At 65.1% G+C, this 17,607-nt stretch carries 15 protein-coding genes; 3 read left to right on the forward strand and 12 right to left on the reverse strand.

Annotated features, from left to right (window positions below):
• Window positions 1-122 precede the first annotated feature (122 nt).
• From fbaA to ACLI1P_RS11770, 9 genes are all read right to left on the reverse strand, one after another.
• Window positions 123-1,157, reverse strand: a complete 1,035-nt coding sequence (gene fbaA, locus ACLI1P_RS11730; protein WP_306507315.1) for a class II fructose-bisphosphate aldolase — start codon at window positions 1,155-1,157, stop codon at window positions 123-125.
• 185 nt (window positions 1,158-1,342) lie between these two features.
• Entirely contained in the window at window positions 1,343-2,539 is a 1,197-nt protein-coding gene (locus tag ACLI1P_RS11735) for a glycoside hydrolase family 76 protein (RefSeq protein WP_306507316.1), read from the reverse strand.
• Window positions 2,540-2,602: 63 nt separating this feature from the next.
• Window positions 2,603-3,271: a TrmH family RNA methyltransferase gene (locus ACLI1P_RS11740; RefSeq protein ID WP_306507317.1), complete on the reverse strand. Its 669-nt coding sequence runs from the start codon at window positions 3,269-3,271 to the stop codon at window positions 2,603-2,605.
• A complete protein-coding gene (gene pyrE, locus ACLI1P_RS11745; protein ID WP_306507318.1) occupies window positions 3,264-3,809 on the reverse strand; it encodes an orotate phosphoribosyltransferase in 546 nt (181 codons plus the stop codon). Before pyrE ends, ACLI1P_RS11740 begins: the two co-directional genes overlap by 8 nt.
• A gap of 100 nt (window positions 3,810-3,909) precedes the next feature.
• Window positions 3,910-5,217, reverse strand: coding sequence for a hypothetical protein (locus ACLI1P_RS11750; protein WP_306507319.1), 1,308 nt, complete (start codon window positions 5,215-5,217; stop codon window positions 3,910-3,912).
• Window positions 5,218-5,273: 56 nt separating this feature from the next.
• A complete protein-coding gene (locus ACLI1P_RS11755; RefSeq protein WP_306507320.1) occupies window positions 5,274-6,125 on the reverse strand; it encodes a sulfurtransferase in 852 nt (283 codons plus the stop codon).
• Window positions 6,126-6,203: 78 nt separating this feature from the next.
• Window positions 6,204-8,768 (reverse strand): ATP-dependent chaperone ClpB, encoded by a 2,565-nt coding sequence (clpB, locus tag ACLI1P_RS11760; protein ID WP_306507321.1) that lies wholly within the window; start codon window positions 8,766-8,768, stop codon window positions 6,204-6,206.
• A gap of 233 nt (window positions 8,769-9,001) precedes the next feature.
• The gene (locus ACLI1P_RS11765; protein ID WP_411708957.1) at window positions 9,002-10,390 is read right to left on the reverse strand and encodes a WHG domain-containing protein; all 1,389 of its coding nucleotides are present in this window, start codon (window positions 10,388-10,390) and stop codon (window positions 9,002-9,004) included.
• 326 nt (window positions 10,391-10,716) lie between these two features.
• Window positions 10,717-12,087 (reverse strand): sodium/glutamate symporter, encoded by a 1,371-nt coding sequence (locus ACLI1P_RS11770; RefSeq protein WP_408929665.1) that lies wholly within the window; start codon window positions 12,085-12,087, stop codon window positions 10,717-10,719.
• A gap of 191 nt (window positions 12,088-12,278) precedes the next feature.
• Here ACLI1P_RS11770 and ACLI1P_RS11775 point away from each other — a divergent pair, with 191 nt between their 5' ends.
• Window positions 12,279-13,478 (forward strand): FAD-binding oxidoreductase, encoded by a 1,200-nt coding sequence (locus ACLI1P_RS11775; RefSeq protein WP_408929666.1) that lies wholly within the window; start codon window positions 12,279-12,281, stop codon window positions 13,476-13,478.
• A gap of 13 nt (window positions 13,479-13,491) precedes the next feature.
• Here the strand turns inward: ACLI1P_RS11775 and ACLI1P_RS11780 are convergent, their stop codons facing one another.
• On the reverse strand, window positions 13,492-14,301 hold the full coding sequence (locus ACLI1P_RS11780) for a carbon-nitrogen hydrolase family protein (protein WP_411708958.1): 810 nt from the start codon (window positions 14,299-14,301) through the stop codon (window positions 13,492-13,494).
• Between the two features lie 101 nt (window positions 14,302-14,402).
• Here ACLI1P_RS11780 and ACLI1P_RS11785 point away from each other — a divergent pair, with 101 nt between their 5' ends.
• A complete protein-coding gene (locus ACLI1P_RS11785; protein WP_408929668.1) occupies window positions 14,403-14,663 on the forward strand; it encodes a hypothetical protein in 261 nt (86 codons plus the stop codon).
• Window positions 14,660-15,820: an alpha/beta hydrolase gene (locus tag ACLI1P_RS11790; protein WP_408929669.1), complete on the forward strand. Its 1,161-nt coding sequence runs from the start codon at window positions 14,660-14,662 to the stop codon at window positions 15,818-15,820. Before ACLI1P_RS11785 ends, ACLI1P_RS11790 begins: the two co-directional genes overlap by 4 nt.
• 45 nt (window positions 15,821-15,865) lie before the next feature.
• Here the strand turns inward: ACLI1P_RS11790 and ACLI1P_RS11795 are convergent, their stop codons facing one another.
• The gene (locus tag ACLI1P_RS11795) at window positions 15,866-16,279 is read right to left on the reverse strand and encodes a heat shock protein transcriptional repressor HspR (RefSeq protein ID WP_306507328.1); all 414 of its coding nucleotides are present in this window, start codon (window positions 16,277-16,279) and stop codon (window positions 15,866-15,868) included.
• A gap of 13 nt (window positions 16,280-16,292) precedes the next feature.
• Window positions 16,293-17,498, reverse strand: coding sequence for a molecular chaperone DnaJ (gene dnaJ, locus ACLI1P_RS11800; protein WP_306507329.1), 1,206 nt, complete (start codon window positions 17,496-17,498; stop codon window positions 16,293-16,295).
• Window positions 17,499-17,607 lie beyond the last annotated feature (109 nt).

A 17,607-nucleotide genomic window follows, 5' to 3' on the forward strand; every position in this document is an offset into this window, starting at 1 on the left:
CTCAGTACTGGGCCGCGGCGGGACGAGGCTGAATAGAGACAAAGAGCGCGGTAGCCCTCCCGAACCTGGTGGTTCAGTCAGCTACCGCGCTCTCCAATCGTGCGGGGTTATAAGCGCCCGTCTTACTTGGAGACGGTCTTGCCCACGGAGTGCAGGTCGGTGCAGGCCTCAACCACGCGGTCAGCCATAGCCTGCTCGGCCTTCTTCATGTAGGAGCGCGGGTCGTAGACCTTCTTGTTGCCCACCTCGCCGTCGATCTTGAACACGCCATCGTAGTTGGAGAACATGTGGCGTGCGACCGGGTTGGTGAAGGCGTACTGGGTATCGGTGTCAACGTTCATCTTGACCACGCCGTAGCCCAGAGCTTGCTCAATCTTCTCCTTCTCGGAGCCGGAGCCGCCGTGGAAGACGAAGTCGAACGGCTGAGCGCCGTCCTCAAGGCCCAGCTTCTTGATGGCGGCCTTCTGACCCTCATCCAGAACCTCCGGGCGCAGCTGCACGTTGCCCGGCTTGTACACACCGTGGACGTTACCGAAGGTAGCGGCCAGCAGGTAGCGGCCCTTCTCGCCGGTGCCCAGGGCGTCGATGGTCTTCTCGAAGTCCTCGGTGGAGGTGTAGAGGTTAGCGCCGTGCTTAGCCTCGACGCCGTCCTCCTCGCCGCCGACCACACCAATCTCGACCTCGAGGATGATGTTGGCCTTGTGGGCCTTCTCCAGGAGCTCCTGGGCAATCTCCAGGTTCTCGTCGATCGGGATAGCGGAGCCGTCCCACATGTGGGACTGGAACAGCGGGAGCTCGCCGCGGTCAACGCGCTCCTGGGAGATGGCGATCAGCGGGCGCACGTACTCATCCAGAACTTCCTTCTGGCAGTGGTCGGTGTGCAGCGCGATGTTGACGCCGTAGTGCTTAGCTGCCTCATAGGCGAAGGCTGCGAGGGCCTGAGCGCCAGCAACCTTGTTCTTCACGGACAGACCGGAACCGAACTCGGCACCACCGGTGGAGAACTGGATGATGCCGTCGGACTCAGCCTCGGCAAAGCCGCGGAGTGCTGCGTTGATGGTCTCGGAGGAGGTGCAGTTGATGGCCGGGAATGCGAAGCCGCCCTTCTTGGCGGTATCAAGCATCTGGTTATAGACCTCAGGGGTTGCGATAGGCATGTAAATCCATCCTTTGGAGTTGCTGTGCAGTAAGCCGCGCCGCTCCGCCCGCTGGCGAAACAACACGTTCCAACACCCAAGTATGCCTGTTATTGTGGGTTTTTGCCGCCAAATCTATGTGAGGTGAGTCAAAGTGCTCGGTTTCTACCCGGCCGATACCACAACTACCTGCATAAACGGTGCCGCTAACTAGTTTTTGACTTATACTTCACAATTCGCGTGCAGGCCTCCAGAAGCATCCAACCGGACAACTGAACGGACAGATCCCGCTCCGCCACGCGGATAATACCCACCTTCTCCCCCAGCGTGGTGGGGCCAAAACCATAGTTGTGGGGCAGGCGCGCATCCGCAGTCCAGTCCGAGCCGAAGATGGGCAGGCCGTCCACCTCTAGGCGGTGCTCCCACACGGAGTCCGCCGAGGCCAGCACCAGGCGCGCGGCCAGCTTCTTCGTCGCACGGTTCGCCGGGGAATCGCCCGGCAGGCGCACCGCCACGTCCGCGAGGTAGCGCGCCAAGATACCTTTGAACAGGCCACCATCTCCGTCCCCGGTCTCCCAGTCGATGACACCGGAGTGCGTGGCCATACCCGTGGCCACCGCCTGGACCAGGCCGCGGATGCGGGTGGTGTAGTCCATCATGTCCGCGGCCAGATCGGCCTCGTGGATGGTGTCGATCTTCTCCACCGAGGTCAGCCCGGACTGCTCCCGCAGCGCCAAGACAATCTCCAGGCACGCGCCCAGCACCACTCCCTGGCAGTACGGGTGGATGGCGCGGACGACTTCCCGTCCATCCATGCGCATGCGGATGCCGTCCATGACAAAGCCGTCGTCATCGATGAGGTGGTCGTAGATCCAGTCCACGATGTGCCGGGCCTCATCCACCTTGCCCATGCGGGCCAGCATGATGGCGCCAGGGCCGTTGGAGGGCACGTTCATGAAGTTCTCGCCCTCGCGCCAGGGCAGCACGCCCAGCTGCTTGTCCACGCCGTCACGGATATTGAGCTGCAACGCGCCCAGCTTCTTGTGCGGGCGCAGCTTCTTCAGCTCGCCGGCGCGGGCCATGGCCAGGGCCATCCAGGCCTTGTCGTCGTAGTAGCGGTTCTTCGTCAGCGCGCGCAGGTTGCGCACGTGGATGCCCCGGATGGTGTTGGCAATAAGCGCGCGGCGCGCCTTAGTGTTCTTGCGCAGGGCGGCGTCCACCTGGCAGTCCAGGTAGTGCGCCTGCCACCAGTAGTGCCAGTGGAAAAACATGGCGTCTTTGCCGGTGGGAGGCCAGCTCACCACGGCGAGGTTGGTACGCGGCAGCCCCCACACGGCGTGCGCGTGGCGCTCATTAATGGCAGTCTCCGCAAGGTCGGCGCGGTGTGCCCACTTTTCTAACACAATTGTCTCATCATTCTGGAGCGCGATTTTGTTACCTAAAACGTAAACATATCCGGCAATGACTTACCAGGCTTTTGATAAATCCGCGTGCTGCCGGATCCACGCGTGCATGGCAATGCCCGCGGCCACGCCCGCATTGATGGAGCGCGTCGAGCCGAATTGCGCGATTGAGCAGGTCATCAGCGCACCTTCTTGCGCGGCCTGGCTCACCCCGGGGCCTTCCTGGCCAAAGAGAAGGAGGCAGCGCTCCGGCAGCTCGGCGGTTTCCAGGGGCACGCAGCCGGGGGTGTTATCGATAGCCACGACGGTCAGCTCCTGCTCCCCGGCCCACGCCATAAGCTTGGCCACGTCCTCGTGGTGCATCAAGTGCTGGTACCTATCCGTCACCATGGCGCCCCGGCGATTCCACCGGCGGCGGCCCACGATGTGGACGGTGTCTACGGCAAAGGCGTTGGCCGTGCGGACGACGGTGCCGATGTTGGAATCGTTCTCGAAGTTCTCAATGGCCACGTGGAGGGCGTGCCGGCGGGTATCGATGTCCGCGCGGATCGCCTCCCGCGTCCAATAGCGGTAGGCGTCGACGACGTTGCGTCGGTCCCCTTCCGCCAGCAGCTCGGGGTCGTACTTAGCGGCATCCACCCCCTGCGGCAGCGGCCCCTCCCAGGGGCCGACGCCATGCCGTCCTTCGTTCCACTCAGTGGGTCCCTTCGCCTCCTGCTCGGAGCTAGGCAAGATCCAGGTCCTCGAGTCCCAGCAGGTAGCGGTACTCCAAGCCCTCGGCGGCAATGGCGTCGCCGGCGCCGGTGTTGCGGTCCACCACGGTGGCCACGCCCACGACCTCAGCACCTGCCTTGCGCAGCGCGGCCACAGCGGTCAGCGGGGAGTTGCCGGTCGTGGTGGTGTCTTCCACCACGAGCACCTTCTGGCCTTCGACGTTGAAGCCCTCGATCTGGCGCTGCATGCCGTGCTTCTTGGCTTCCTTGCGCACCACGAAGGCGTCGATAGCGCGGCCATCCGCATGCATGATGGCCAGGCCCACCGGGTCCGCACCCATGGTCAGACCACCGGCAGCGGCGTAGTCCCAGTCCGTGGTGAGCTCGCGCAGCAGGGAGCCGATCAGGCGGGAGGCCTCGTGCTGCAGGGTCGCACGGCGCAGGTCAACGTAGTAGTCAGCCTCCTTACCGGAGGACAGCGTGACCTTGCCGTGGACCACGGCCAGCTCCTTCACCAGTTCCGCTAGGCGTTGCTTCTTCTGCTCATCCAGGCTCATCGCGCGCTCCTTCGTCTGTGGCTTATACGTCTATGGCTTGTGCCTCTTTAATCCGCCCCGTAGTCTACCCGCTCCCCCGCTCGGGGCCGTGCGGGGCCAGCTAGTCGAAGATGGACGGGCCGTTGTCCTGCCGGCGCGGCAGGCGCGCCCGGTCCTGCTCGGGGGTGGGGCGCTCGCGGCCATCGGCAATCGCGTCCACCTCGTCGGCTCCCAGGCTGGTGTGATCGATGGCGCCGCGGGCCTCGCTGGTGGTGCGGGACGGCATGGTCACTGGCTCGGTGGGGCGCTGAATGTTCGGCGCGCCGAGGCTGGCGTCCCGGTCCGGGACCGCAGTGGGGCCGGTGGGCTCGGGCTGCGGCGGGGCCGGGATGTCGCGGCTGGGGTCGAGCTCATCCACGCGCAGGACCTGGGTGGCGGAGGAACGCGGGGGGAGGACCCGGGAGGCGCCGGCAAGCACTGCCAACGGCGCAAGCAGCGCCTCCCAGTCGGCCGAGCGGGCCTGCTTGGTGGTTTGGGCCAGGACCCACTCACCTTCCATCCACGCGGCCGTCACCGCGCTCGGCAGCCCGGCCAGGGCCGCGGTGACGCGGGAATCGATGAAGCGCTGGGCCACGCCGGCGTCGGAGGCCCAGATGTCGAAGCCCTCCAGCTCGCAGACTTGGACCAGATCCTCGGAGGGCGTCTCCACGGTTTCGCCGGTGCGGCGGGCGTCAATAACAATGTCGGAGGCCGCGCCGGTGCGCATAGCAGCCACGGGGATGCCTGCCATGTCGAAGAGCAGTGTCTCGTGGCCGCGGACCGTGCCCGCGATGATGTCCTTCGGCTCCGCGCCGCGGGCAGCCGCGCCGCGGGTCCACTCGTCCGCCAAGTAGGAGTCGTGCTTGGTGTAGTCCCAGCCGCGCTGCTGGCCAAAGGCCTTGCGCTCGCGGCGCGCGCTGCCGGGCACGAAGGAGTGCCGGGGGCGCGGCTGCGGCTCGGCTACTGGCTGTTTCTCTACTGCGGGTTCGGTTTGGGCCGGCGTCGGTTCCGTCGGCTCAGGTTCCGCAGGTGTCGGCTCCGGTACGGAACCCGGTTCCGGAGCCGCGTGTGGAGCGGGCGCGGGCTCGGCCGGTGCCGCCGGCGTGGCGGGCGTGCTCGGCCCGGAGTTGTCGGTCGGCTCAGCGTGAGCCGCCAGCGATGCGCAGGCAGCCGGCTCCGCGGGTTCGGCGGGCTTGGCAGGCTCGGCGGACGTGTCAGGCGCAACCGGGACTGAGGACTCGGCCGTCTCGGCCTCCGGGGCGGCGTCGGAGTCTTGGTCGGGTGCGCGGAGAGTATCCGTCTCGCCTGCGCGCTGGCGCTTGTCCAGGCGCAGCAGGACGAGGCCAGCGGCAAGCGCGGCGGCAGCGAAGAGTAAGAGTAGAAAAGCCATCACTGACCGACTCTAATGCCCCGCGCAGCGTTATCCGCGCTGGCACGCGGGGTGGACTAGACGTGCTCGCGGTCGCCGCGCTCAATCGGGTTGGAGCGGTCCGCACACCACTGGGACCAGCCGCCCACGAAGTGGCGCAGGCCGGTAAAGCCCACGTACTCCAGGACCGCAATCGCCAGGGACGAGTGGTTGCCGGAGCCGGAGTAGATGATGGCACCGTCGACGTTCTCCTTAGTCACGCCGTGCTGAGCCAGGATTTCCAGGATCTCGTCCTTGCTGCGCCACGTCGTCATGTCCTCCGTGTGGAACAGACGCTCCGGCAGGTTGACCGCGCCCGGGATGTGGCCGGCCTTGAGGTCAAGGTTCTCGCGGCGGCCGGCGAAGCGGTTGCGCGTGCGGGTATCCAGCAGCAGGCCGTCGTGGGCCTTGACGTCCTCCATCGTCGCGGTCGGCATAGAACCCGGCGCGACGGTAACGGTGGAGGTCATTCCCAGGTTGCCCGGGCCAGTCAGGGTAGCCAGGCGCTTCTCACGCCAGTGGGCCAGGCCGCCGTCGAGGATGCGCACGTTCTGCACGCCCGCCCAACGCAGGGTCCACCAGGCCCGGCCGGCGAAGAGGCCACGGCCTTCGTCGTAGACCACGACCTCGTAGTCCTCCCGCAGCCCCCAGTCATCGACCCATTCCTGGACCTTCGCCGGATCCGGCAGCGGGTTGCGGCCCACCTGGGAGCCGGGCAGACCGACGAAGGCGCTTGCCGCATCGCCATAGTGGGCGGTAGGGATGTGGAGGGAGGAAAATTGGTTGTAGGATTCCCCCTCCCCCGGGGCCCACAGGGAGGCCAGGATGGTGGTTTTATGGCCGCGGTAGATCTTGTCACGTAGCTCGTCAGGAGAGACCAAAATGCTCATGCCCCTGATGATAGGGGCATGAGCTCAAGACCGCGCGGCGAGTGCCGCACAGTACTGCACGGCACTGGTCACGGCGTTCTAGGCAGAGCGCACGGCGGCCAGGTCGAGGCGCTCGCCGCCATCGGCCACGTCGACGTGGACGGTGTCACCATCCACGATGTCACCGGCCAGCAGCTTCTTCGCCAGCTGGTCACCGATGGCCTGCTGAATCAGGCGGCGCAGCGGGCGCGCACCGTAGGCCGGGTCGTAGCCGCGCTCCGCCAGCCACAGCTTGGCGGCGTCGGAGACCTGCAGCGTCAGGCGGCGGCCGGACAGGCGGTCCATAAGCCCCTTGAGCTGAATATCCACGATGCCGGACAGCAGGTCGGAGGTCAGCGGCTCGAACATCACCACGTCATCGAGACGGTTGATGAACTCCGGCTTGAAGTTGCGCTTGACCGCCTCCATGACCTCCTCCTTGGTGCCGCCGGCGCCCAGGTTCGAGGTGAGGATGATGACCGTGTTGCGGAAGTCCACGGTGCGGCCCTGGCCGTCGGTCAGGCGCCCCTCATCGAGCACCTGGAGCAGGACGTCGAAGACGTCCGGGTGGGCCTTCTCCACTTCGTCGAAAAGCACCAGCGTGTACGGGCGGCGACGCACCGCCTCGGTGAGCTGACCGCCGGCGTCGTAGCCCACGTATCCCGGAGGGGCACCGACGAGGCGGGCCACGGAGTGCTTCTCACCGAACTCGGACATATCGATGCGCACCATGGCGGATTCATCGTCGAAGAGGAAGTCCGCCAGGGCCTTCGCGAGCTCCGTCTTACCCACGCCCGTGGGGCCGAGGAAGAGGAAGGAACCGGTCGGGCGGTTCGGGTCCGCCACGCCAGCACGGGCGCGCCGCACGGCGTCGGAAACCGCCTGGACGGCCTCCTTCTGGCCCACCACGCGCTCACCCAGCACGGACTCCATGTTGAGCAGCTTCTCGGTCTCACCCTGCAGCATCTTGCCAGCCGGGATGCCAGTCCACGCGGAGACGACCTCCGCGATGGTATCCGGGGTCACCTCCTCCGACAGCATGGAGTTGGACTGGGCGTGGGCACGACCTTCGGCATCCGCCAGCTGCTTCTCGACGTCCGGGATGCGCCCATACCGCAACTCCGAGGCCTTCTCGTAGTCGCCATCGCGTTCCGCAATCTCCGCCTGGCGCTTGAGGTCCTCCAGCTCTTCCTTGGCGTCCTGCACCTCATCGATGGCCTTCTTCTCGTTAGCCCAGCGCGCTTTGAGCTCGCCGAGCTTCTCGCGCTCATCGGCCAACTCCTGCTGGAGATGCGCCAAGCGGTCCTGCGAGGCGGCGTCCGACTCCTTCTTCAGAGCCAGCTCCTCAATCTCCAGGCGGCGCACCACGCGCTCCAGCTCATCGATCTCCTGCGGCGAGGAGTCAATCTCCATGCGCAGGCGGGAACCGGCCTCATCCACCAGGTCAATGGCCTTGTCCGGGAGGAAGCGGTTGGTGATGTAGCGGTGCGAGAGCTCCGCGGCGGAGACCAAGGCGGAGTCCTGGATGCGCACGCCGTGGTGCACCTCGTAGCGCTCCTTGAGGCCACGCAGGATGCCCACGGTGTCCTCCACCGAGGGCTCGGCGGCGTAGACCTGCTGGAAACGGCGCTCCAGGGCGGCGTCCTTCTCGATGTATTTGCGGTACTCATCCAGCGTGGTGGCGCCCACGAGGCGCAGCTCGCCGCGGGCGAGCATGGGCTTGATCATGTTGCCCGCGTCCATGGAGCCATCCCCGCTAGCACCGGCGCCGACGATGGTGTGCAGCTCATCGATGAAGGTAATGATCTGGCCCTCGGAGGCTTTAATCTCATCGAGCACGGCCTTGAGGCGCTCCTCAAACTCACCGCGGTACTTCGCGCCGGCGACCATGGAACCCAGGTCCAGGCTCAACAGGGTCTTGCCCTTGAGGGACTCCGGGACGTCACCGGCGACGATGCGGCGGGCCAGGCCCTCCACAATCGCCGTCTTACCTACGCCCGGCTCACCGATGAGGACCGGGTTGTTCTTGGTACGGCGGCTGAGCACCTGGACCACGCGGCGGATTTCCTGATCGCGGCCGATCACCGGGTCGATCTTGCCCTCGCGGGCGCGTGCGGTGAGGTCGGTGGCGTACTTCTCCAACGCCTGGAACTGGTCCTCCGGGTTCTCCGAGGTCACCTTCGCCGCTCCGCGCACGGACGGGAAGGCCCCCTTCAGCGCGTCGTACGTAGCGCCGCGGGCGGTCAACAGCTCCGCCGCATCAGTCTTCGAACCGGCAATGGCCGCCAGCAGCACCTCGGTGGAGACGTATTCGTCACCGAGCTCGCCGGCTAGCTCCTGGGCGCGGGTAAGGACGTTGAGCGCGTCGCGGTTAAAGTTCGGGTTCGCCATGTTGGCGCCCTCGGCCTTCGGAAGGGCGTCCACAAGCTGGCGCGCCTCCTTCAGGACCGTCTCCGGGTCTACCCCCGTGGCCTTAAGAACCGGAGCGGCAATGCCGTCCTTCTGGCTCAGGATTGCTGCTAAGAGGTGGGCCGGGCGGATGTCCGGGTTGCCTTTCGAGGAGGCGTCTTGCAGTGCTTGCTGCAGGGCCTCCTGCGTCTTCGTGGTGGGGTTAAATGAGTTCATTATGGTGTTTCTCCTTCGGTATCGCCTACCCCTACCCTCTCCGAGGTATCCACGATGGAGGAGGGCGGAGGTGCTTCACCGACTATAACGCCACAGAACTTGAGTCTGTTCCACTCAATTAGAAGTTTTTACATCCCCACCACTTTTATTCTTGATAAGTAGGGACTCAACCCTGAGTTACTCGCCCGGCTTTGGCTGACCGGTCTTAGTTGACCGCCGCCTTCTGACCGTCGCTATTTGACCGGCTCGCGCACCAATTCGTACTCAAAGGAAGCGAACACGATGCTGGCCACCGCGTAGTAGAGGGACCACTTTTCCTCGACGTCCACGTTGCGGAACTCGCCCACGGACGCCAGGTGGCACATGCCGTTCGCGCCAGCCCACAGGGTGAAGTTCTTGATGTAGATCAGACGGTCCTCCGGTTCGTGCCCGGATTCGCGCACCGCCTCGCGGGAGTAGCGCATGAGCTGGCCGAAGGCCTCACCCATTTCGGTCTGCTCCTCGCCGCCCTCACTGAGCGGCACCACGGAGCCCGAGGCCGCCGCGATGCACGCGCTGTAGCGGATGGGATTGCGCAGCGCGTAGTCGAAGTAGGCTACGGCCACGCAGAGGAGCTTATCCAGCGCGGGCGCCCCCTCCGGGAGGCAATCGATGAGGTAGGTAATACGGGTGCTCAGCTCACTGTCCGTGGTCTGCTCCACGCGCTCACGCAGCACGAAGTCATTGTCCAGCAGGGAGGCCATGAACACTCCGGAGACCCCGAAGTAGTCCGCCACGTGCTCAATGGTCACCTTCTGCAGGCCGCCGCGGCCCGCCAGCTGAATCGCGCACTCCAGGGCGACCGCGCGCGCTTCCTCTTGGGGGAGCGCCGTCAGATCCTCCACCCCATCGACATCGGGCAGCGACGGCAGCGCAGCATCGTAGTCCTTCATCTGCTCGCGGAAGCGCTTCATGCGGGGCGCATAGTCCGGGAGCGTGCACGTTTCCGCAAGCCCGAAGAGCGTGCCGATGAGCGCCTTCGATACCTCCCGCAGGTTGTAGCGGCGCACCACCGGATGCTGGTGCCGCAGGACGCCGAGCACGCTCAGGTGCGCCATGCCGTGAATAGTGGCCCAGCTGCCCACGCTCAACTTGGCCAGGGTCTGCGGGCACACGTCGGGGCCCACCTCGAGCCCGGCCGAATCAGCAATCTGGACCATGTTGTCATAGATCATGTCCAGGGCTGCGTTGCCCGAAGGCTTACCGGTCAGGAGGGTCTGCCACTCGTTTTCAAAGACGTAGGCCTTTTCCTCAAAGAGGTAACGGAAGAGCACCGGCTCCCGCTCGGCGTATTCGTAGTAGGCTTCGCTGAAGGTATCCAGCTTGGAAAACAGATCCGCGTAAACCGGATCCGCATCGAGGGTCTCCTGCACGAAGCCCACCTTGCGCTCAGAGACGTACCCAGGGATGGCAGCGAGAATCTGCTCACGGTCCGCAAAGACAGCGGTCACGTCAGCTGGCTCGATCTCCGCCTGCTTAGCCACGGAGTCAATTGTGATGGCGTCATCGCCATCGACGGCGCCAATATAGACGGCAGCCTCGAGCACAGCCTCACGCGGTGAGTCCTTATAGTGAATGTGCATGTAGATCCCTAAAAATTCGCCTTTGAGCCAGTCGGTCTACCCGCAGCTCAGACTGATAACTCTTAGAATCTTATCCCGAACAATGTATAAACAGCAACGCCCAAAGCTTGGAAAGCTCTCGCAGCCTCACCCTATAAGCCTTTGACGTGCTCTTATGCATTATTTATAGCAGGTATTCCTTAAAGCCCCGCAGAACATTCCACACACACCTCCCGCCACCACCTGCACTTAAGCACGCAGTGACGGGCGTTAACTTTTCTTGCTCTAGCTAAGAATTAATTAAGAATTCCAGCTCAGTTGTATACATGTCACCTTGTGGGGACGTGCTAGGACTTCTCCCCCACGTGCCCGATACCTTCCTTAAAGATGGTGCCGCGCGGTGGCATCATTCCAGTGAACTTGAAGACCAAGTAGATGCCGACGGAGATGGCCAGGGACGCCCAGCCGAAGCCAGCGGTGAAGCCGTGCATGACGGCCAGCGGGGCGATGATGGTCCAGGAAATCTCGAACGGGCCAAAGCCGATGTAGGCCATGCCGTATTCGGACAGCGTGCCGGACTTGAGCTTGGGGTCCACGATCTTGAGGATGGCAATACCCGTAGCCACCGTGGCGGTGGCCCAGCCCCAGCCGAAGATGCCACGCTCAATCCAGCGCTCACCAAAGAACTCCGCCGGGAACCACATGAGGAAGAAGATGCAAAAGACGGTGCCCAGTACGAAGAGCACCAGCAGCGCCTGCCAGTAGGCGGCGATGGCAGACGGCACGATGGCCGCCACACCGAAGGCGATGAGGTAGTCCGTGGCCGCGCCGGACACGGAGCTGACCGTGTCCTTATCCAGGTAGTCCTTCGCGCCAATGAGGTTCATGAGCGCGCGGAAGATAAGGCCCACCACCATGGACATGGCGAACAGCGGGATAGAGGCGTTCTCCCAGATGGAGGAGATGAAGTGGTTGATGCCGTAGGCCGTCATCACGGTCAGCCCGATGAAGCCGACGTGCAGGGTGATCGGCTCGATGGCGGACGGGTTCGTCGTCGCGCGACCCAGGGAGGGACGATCCTCCAGGCGGGAAATGTACCCGCGGCGCAGTTCCTCCGGAAGCTGCTTCGGCACGTGGGACACCTTGCCTTTGCGGATACCCCAGTTGCCGGCCACGATGCCGCCGATGATGGCGGCCAGCGTACCCACGGTCGCGGAGGTGAAGCCTAGGGAAGATGCCGCCTCCGCACCCACGCCCTCGAGCGCGCCGCCCACGGCAGCAGCGGTGCCGAAGCCGCCGGTGAAGCCGACGGGCAGCATCATGCCGAACCAGTCCGGGGTATCGAAGGTGGGCGCGAAGAAGAGGAGGCCCAGGACAATGAACAGGCCCCACTGGCCGGTGAACATCATGGTGGAGTAGCCCCACATGTTGCGTGCACCCTTGCCCATGCTGCCGCCCATCTCCATGGAGTAGGCCATGGAGGCGAAGACCACTGCGATGAGCAGCGAGGTGTAGTCACCCAAGTTGTCGGAGAAGCCGATCCAGCCCAGGACGTGTGGGCCAAGGATCAGGCCGAGCAGGCCCGCGGTGATGGGGGCAGGTAGGAGTAGGTCCTGGAAGACGAACTTGATCTGATGACGCAGAACGTTGCCGATCACCATGAGCAGGGAAATCCAGCCCACGTCGAGCATAATGGTGTACGCAGAGAATTCTTCCACGCGAATCCTTTCTTCCGGGCCGCACTGCGCACAGCAGGCAAAGCCATGTAGAGACGAGAGTCACTCTCGGGAGGGAAATGAACCAGAGATTACACTACAGCTTGTTGTCTGTCTCATACCCCCTTTCCGTAGCCCGTGGGTAATTGGACGCTACCCGCGAAGTCGCTATCGGGGCGCTAGGATAAACGGTTATGAGGGAACTGGGTGAACATCTGCGCAACCACGCCGAAGAGTACCGCGACGCAGTTCACAGCCACTTTTTCACCACCGTGGCCCAATCCCGGCAGATCTTCGCGCTGTCCATGTCGGATACCCACCCCTCCATGGCCCCGGCACTGGCGTGGGTACTGGAAAACCTGGAGGATGGCCAGATCCGGGGGGATGTGAAAGAGCGCCTGTCCCAGATGGGCCGCGACCACCGCCGCCACGGGTTCCCGCCGGAGGTCTACCCGCTCTTCGCGGACTCACTTCTGCATGGCCTGTCCGTACTGGGCCTGACGCAGTGGCAGCATTCTGTGGCCGCGCGGACTATTTCGCAGGTGTGCACCATCATGCAGGAGGCAGCACAGCGCGCCGATGTCTCCGGTATTGCCCCCGCGCACAGCGCCCAGGTGGTGTCGGCGGAGCGTCCGAATCGGCACACCGCGGTGATCCGCCTCGAGTCTGGCGTGCCGCTGAACTACCGCGCGGGGCAGCACGTGCCGGTTACCTCGCAGCTCACTCCGGGCACGTGGCGGCTTCTCACGCCCGCCGCCCCGGCGGAAGACTCCGGCCAATTGCTCTTCCACGTGGCGCTGGCGGGTGAGGCCTCCTCCATGTTGGCAATGGCCCGCCCTGGCGACTGGTGGACGCTGGGCAACCCCGCGGGCGAGCCCACCCGCGTCGGCCCCTCCACTACTCTCATCAGCTTCGGCACCGGGTGGGCAGGGGTGCGCGCGCTGCTTCTCGACGCTATGGCGGACCCCCTCCCGCCCGACCTCCAGGTCTTCGCGGTGGCCCCCTCCCCGGGCGAGCACTACGACACCGAGTTCCAGGCAAACCTCAAGGCACTACTGCCGCAGCTACACCTGCAGCACATAGTCCGCGAGGCGCACGATCCGTGGCTGCTCGGCGCGCAGCCTCCAGCCGCGGGCTTTGACCCCATTGTCTCCGCCGAGCCGATGGATCCGGTCCTTGAGGCTGGCACAGACCGAAACTTCGTCCTTGTCGGCCCGGCTGACCGCGTGGAGCTAGCACAGGCCGCGCTGGTCACAGGGGGCGTGGACCCCACCTCCATTAGCGCGCACAGCTGGCAGCGCGGGCACGAGTGGGCGGCGTCGGCAGCCGAGCTCGATGGCTGGGGCGCCGACTGGGAAGCCTGGGCAGAGTGGAAGAAATCCCAATGGTCCTAAACGCTCTGAGCGCTTAGGCATCGAGCACCGGCAGGGCTTTGCGGGTAGCAGCCACCGTGTCCACATCCACCTCGCCGTAGAGAATCTCCTCGTCGTCGCCGGCCTCGGCCACGCGGGTGCCGTCGGGAGCCGCCAGCACGGAATGACCAACGCCAGTAGGCCCGGAATCCTGCCCTGCCATCTCCTCCCCGCCCGGACGCGCTTGGCCCGCAGCCAGCACGTAGCTGGTGGAGTCCAGCGCGCGGGCGGTGGTCAACAGACGCCACTGCTCCAGCTTTCCCGGGCCGTCTGCCCAGCTCGTGGGAACCACAATGAGCTGCGCGCCCCGGCGGGCCAGCTCCTTGAACTGCTCGGGGAAGCGAATGTCGTAGCAGATAGCCAGCCCGACCGTGACGCCGTAGGCATCAAAGGTCACGAGGGAATCGCCGGCGCGCACGGTATCGGACTCTCGGTAGTTAAAGGCGTCGTAGGTGTGCACCTTCTCGTAGCCGCCCAGGTATCCGGGGCCGGCAATGAGCGCGGTGTTGGCCACGCGGTGGATGGTCTTCTCGCCGCGCTGCACGCTATCCGCGGGGGCGAACATGCCGGCCACAACGAAGACACCGAGCTCTTCCGCCAGGCCGTGCACGGCGGTGGCGAAATCCCCGTCTAGGCCTTCTGCGTGGGTATCCAGGCGCCCAGAGTCGAAGCTTTGGGACATCGCCTCCGGGAATACGATGAGCTGGGCGCCGTTGCTGGCAGCCTCCCGGATCTTCTCCAACACGAGCGACCGGTTCGCCTCCACGTCGCCGCTGCTGATGACCTGTACTGCTGCTACCTTCATGCGGCCCACGGTAGACGAGCCCGGGCTAGTTATCCACAGATTTCACCGCGCGCACCACGCGGGCCTTTACGCGGGCCTGCTCCTGCCGCAGGCTAAAGACCATGACCTACTTAGAGATTGATCCCGCCATCCGCCACCAGCTTCGCGCCCTGTATCACCACCACGCCCCGCGGTCTGTGCCCGCGCTCACCAGCCCACCCCGGACCGTCATGGCCCTAGCCCACCTGCACCAGCTGTGGGAGGCAACCCGCAGCGCGAGCGAGACCGCCCGGCAGGCCCAGCTGGAGGAGCTCGAGACATTCGTGGATGAGACCCATGGTCGTGATTCCGACCTTGCCGCACGGCTAGGGGCCGGTGCATGAGCACCGCCGCCTCCCTACGCGCCGAGTCGCACAGATTGGACTCTATTGCCGCTGAACTGGATAGATTCATAGATGACTCGCACCATGATTGGGTATCCCTAGCACTGTGGGGGCAGGCTGCAGACGCCGCACGCACCTCCCTTCGCCGCACCACCGATTCCCTACTCGCGCAGGCGCAGCAGATGCGCGCGGCTGCCGGAATTCTGGCACTGTACGCTCCGCTGCAGGAGCAGCTCGAGCGCCTGCGCGTCGATCTGACCGCTTGGGCCGGCCGCGCCGACGCCACCAGCGTGGGCCGTCAAGCAAGCCGGCTGCTGTCACAACTTGACGCGTTGGCTGACGCCCTGGATTGGGCCTGCGCCCGCCAGCTCACCGCCCTGTGCACCCCGGCACTGGCTGAGGTACCGAGCCGCCTAGAAGACTTTTCGGACCTGCCGCTGCCACAGCTGCACCAGGTGCAGCTCGCCATGGCCGGCGATAACGTGCGCGAGCTCGCCGCGGCGAACCCTGACATGAGCATCCTGGAGACCAGTCCCGGAAGGTTGGTTGTTCTCGTTGATCCTGAAGGCATCGGCACCCAGGCGGCGCAGGTGACCACCTTCGTCGGCGGTGTGGGTTCCTCCGAGCCAGCATCGTGGCCGTCCTCCATCGAGCGTGCGCGATCCCTCGCTAAGGCAACGGGCGGCCCGGCGGTGGCCTGGATTGGATATTCCGCTCCGCCCTCCTTGCCGTACGCCGCACACGAGGAACCGGCCCGCCGCGGGGCGGCGGAGCTCACCCGTTTTCAGCGCTCCCTGGGCCAGCGCTTTCCGCGGGCACAGCGCATCGTGGTGGGCTATTCCTACGGGTCCGTGGTGGTGGGCAAGGCCGCGCGTGAGGCGCCGGTGGGCGAGGACGTTGTGCTTGTAGGAAGCCCCGGCGCCTCCGCGGCGCACGCCCACGAGCTCCACGGCCGGGTATGGAGTGCTACCAACGCCCAGGACCCCATCGCCATTGTTTCCGGTCCCCTCGGCGGAATCCACGGCCCCAACCCGGCCGCCCCCGAGTTCGGCGCGATGTCCCTACCGGGGGCTAGCGGACGCCCTGGTGACCACGGTTCCTATTGGAAAGACCCCGCATTTCTGCGGGGTCTTGGGGAGGTGGCGCGGCTGCACTAAAAGTCTGCGCTAAACCTGCCAGTCCTGCCAGCCGTGCTAACAGTGCTAGCGGTCGCGGCGGCGGTTGCGGCGTGGGGACCACATGACCACGGAGGTCGAGCGCGGCACGTGCACCAGCTCGCCGCGGGAGGGCCGAGCCTGGCTGCGCAGCCGCTCGACCTCAGCCTGTAGTTCATCGCGCTCGGCGGCGAGGCGGTCACGCTCCGCTGTGAGCTCGATGATGGATTTAATGCCCGCCAAATTCACGCCGTCATCCTGCGACAACGTCTGAATCTTGCGCAGTAGCTCAATATCACTCTCGGAATAGCGGCGGCCACCGCCGGAGGTACGCGCCGGAGAAACCAGCCCCATCCGGTCATACGTGCGCAGCGTTTGGGCGTGCATGCCGGACAGCTCCGCGGCCACGGAGATGACGTACATCGCCTGCGGCTTCGCCGAATCGATCCTGTCCTTGCTCATCACACACCTCCTTCTAGCGCGCTACCGTATTCCCGGCCCAACCCTGGCGCGGGTCGAAGCCGGAATCCTTCTCCGCCTGCGCGTAGCTGCGCAGCGCAGAAGAGGCCGCAGCATCCAGGTTCGTCGGGACGGTGACCTGCACGGTCACCATGAGGTCGCCCGCCTTGCCGCCACGCTTGGCCACGCCGCGGCCGCGCACGCGCAACGTGCGGCCATCCGGGGTACCGGCCGGGACCTTCACCCGCACCGGCGAATCGAGGGTGGGCACCGTAATGGTGTCCCCCAATGCCAGCTCCGCAAAGGAGACCGGGACGGTCACGTGCAGGTCGTCGCCCTCGCGGGTAAAGACCTCGTCCGGCTTTACCGTCACGGCGACGAAGAGGTCACCGGACGGGGTGCCGTTGGGTCCTGCTTCACCCTGGCCGGCAAGGCGTACCTTCTGTCCATCGATAACACCGGCCGGGATGCGGACGGTGATGGAGCGGGTACGGTGCACCGTGCCGCTGCCATTGCAGTCCGGGCACGGATCCTCGACACGCGTGCCGGTGCCGTCACAGTCCGGGCACGGCGCCGAGAGCCCGAAGGTGCCGCGCTGCTCCGAGGTGAACCCAGAACCATCGCAGGTCGAGCACTTCTTCATCTTTCCGGACTTGGAGCCGGAGCCATGGCAGGTTGTGCAGGGCGCCTCGCCGCTGAGCTGTAGGGGGATGGTGGTGCCCTTGGCGGCCTCGCGGAAGTCGAGCGTTATTTGCGTTTCGACGTCGGCCCCCCGCGACGGCCGAGCTGCGTGGCCAGCACTACCGCCGCGGTTGAAAACGCTACCGAAGATATCCCCAAGACCGCCGCCTTGAGCCGATCCTCCAGCGGATCCTCCGAAGAGGTCCGAGAGGTCGAACTCTTGCGCGCCCGGTCCACCCATGTTCGGGGATCGAAACCCGCCGGGAAATCCGGCGCCTCCTCTCCGCCCAAAGCCGCCACCACGCATCATGGCCTTGAACTGGTCGTAGTCCTTGCGGTCGGAGGCGTCAGACAGCACGTCGTACGCCTCAGCCACCTGCTTGAATTTCTCCGCAGCCTCCGGGTTGTCCGGGTTCGCATCCGGGTGGTTCTCGCGGGCGAGCTTGCGGTAGGCGTGCTTAATCTCGTCGGCGGAGGCGGATGAGGAGACCCCCAGATCCGCGTAATAATCTTTGTCTGCCCATTCTGGCTTAGCATTCACTGGGCATCTCCTCCTTTCAGGAGCGTCGTTGTGACGTCAGGGGTAAGTAAGTTTTGTTGATAACTAAATAACTAAAGAACAGTGGCGCCAAGGACTGCAACGTCCTGGC

This window comes from Corynebacterium tardum (genome assembly GCF_046717785.1).
Classification (GTDB): Bacteria; Actinomycetota; Actinomycetes; order Mycobacteriales; family Mycobacteriaceae; genus Corynebacterium.

Coding starts and splice junctions, on each gene's coding strand:
- fbaA (WP_306507315.1), bottom strand. CDS start 1,157: ATGCCTATCGCAACCCCTGAGGTCTATAACCAGATGCTTGATACCGCC.
- pyrE (WP_306507318.1), bottom strand. CDS start 3,809: ATGAGCCTGGATGAGCAGAAGAAGCAACGCCTAGCGGAACTGGTGAAG.
- ACLI1P_RS11750 (WP_306507319.1), bottom strand. CDS start 5,217: ATGGCTTTTCTACTCTTACTCTTCGCTGCCGCCGCGCTTGCCGCTGGC.
- ACLI1P_RS11755 (WP_306507320.1), bottom strand. CDS start 6,125: ATGAGCATTTTGGTCTCTCCTGACGAGCTACGTGACAAGATCTACCGC.
- clpB (WP_306507321.1), bottom strand. CDS start 8,768: ATGAACTCATTTAACCCCACCACGAAGACGCAGGAGGCCCTGCAGCAA.
- ACLI1P_RS11765 (WP_411708957.1), bottom strand. CDS start 10,390: ATGCACATTCACTATAAGGACTCACCGCGTGAGGCTGTGCTCGAGGCT.
- ACLI1P_RS11775 (WP_408929666.1), top strand. CDS start 12,279: ATGAGGGAACTGGGTGAACATCTGCGCAACCACGCCGAAGAGTACCGC.
- ACLI1P_RS11780 (WP_411708958.1), bottom strand. CDS start 14,301: ATGAAGGTAGCAGCAGTACAGGTCATCAGCAGCGGCGACGTGGAGGCG.
- ACLI1P_RS11785 (WP_408929668.1), top strand. CDS start 14,403: ATGACCTACTTAGAGATTGATCCCGCCATCCGCCACCAGCTTCGCGCC.
- ACLI1P_RS11790 (WP_408929669.1), top strand. CDS start 14,660: ATGAGCACCGCCGCCTCCCTACGCGCCGAGTCGCACAGATTGGACTCT.
- ACLI1P_RS11795 (WP_306507328.1), bottom strand. CDS start 16,279: ATGAGCAAGGACAGGATCGATTCGGCGAAGCCGCAGGCGATGTACGTC.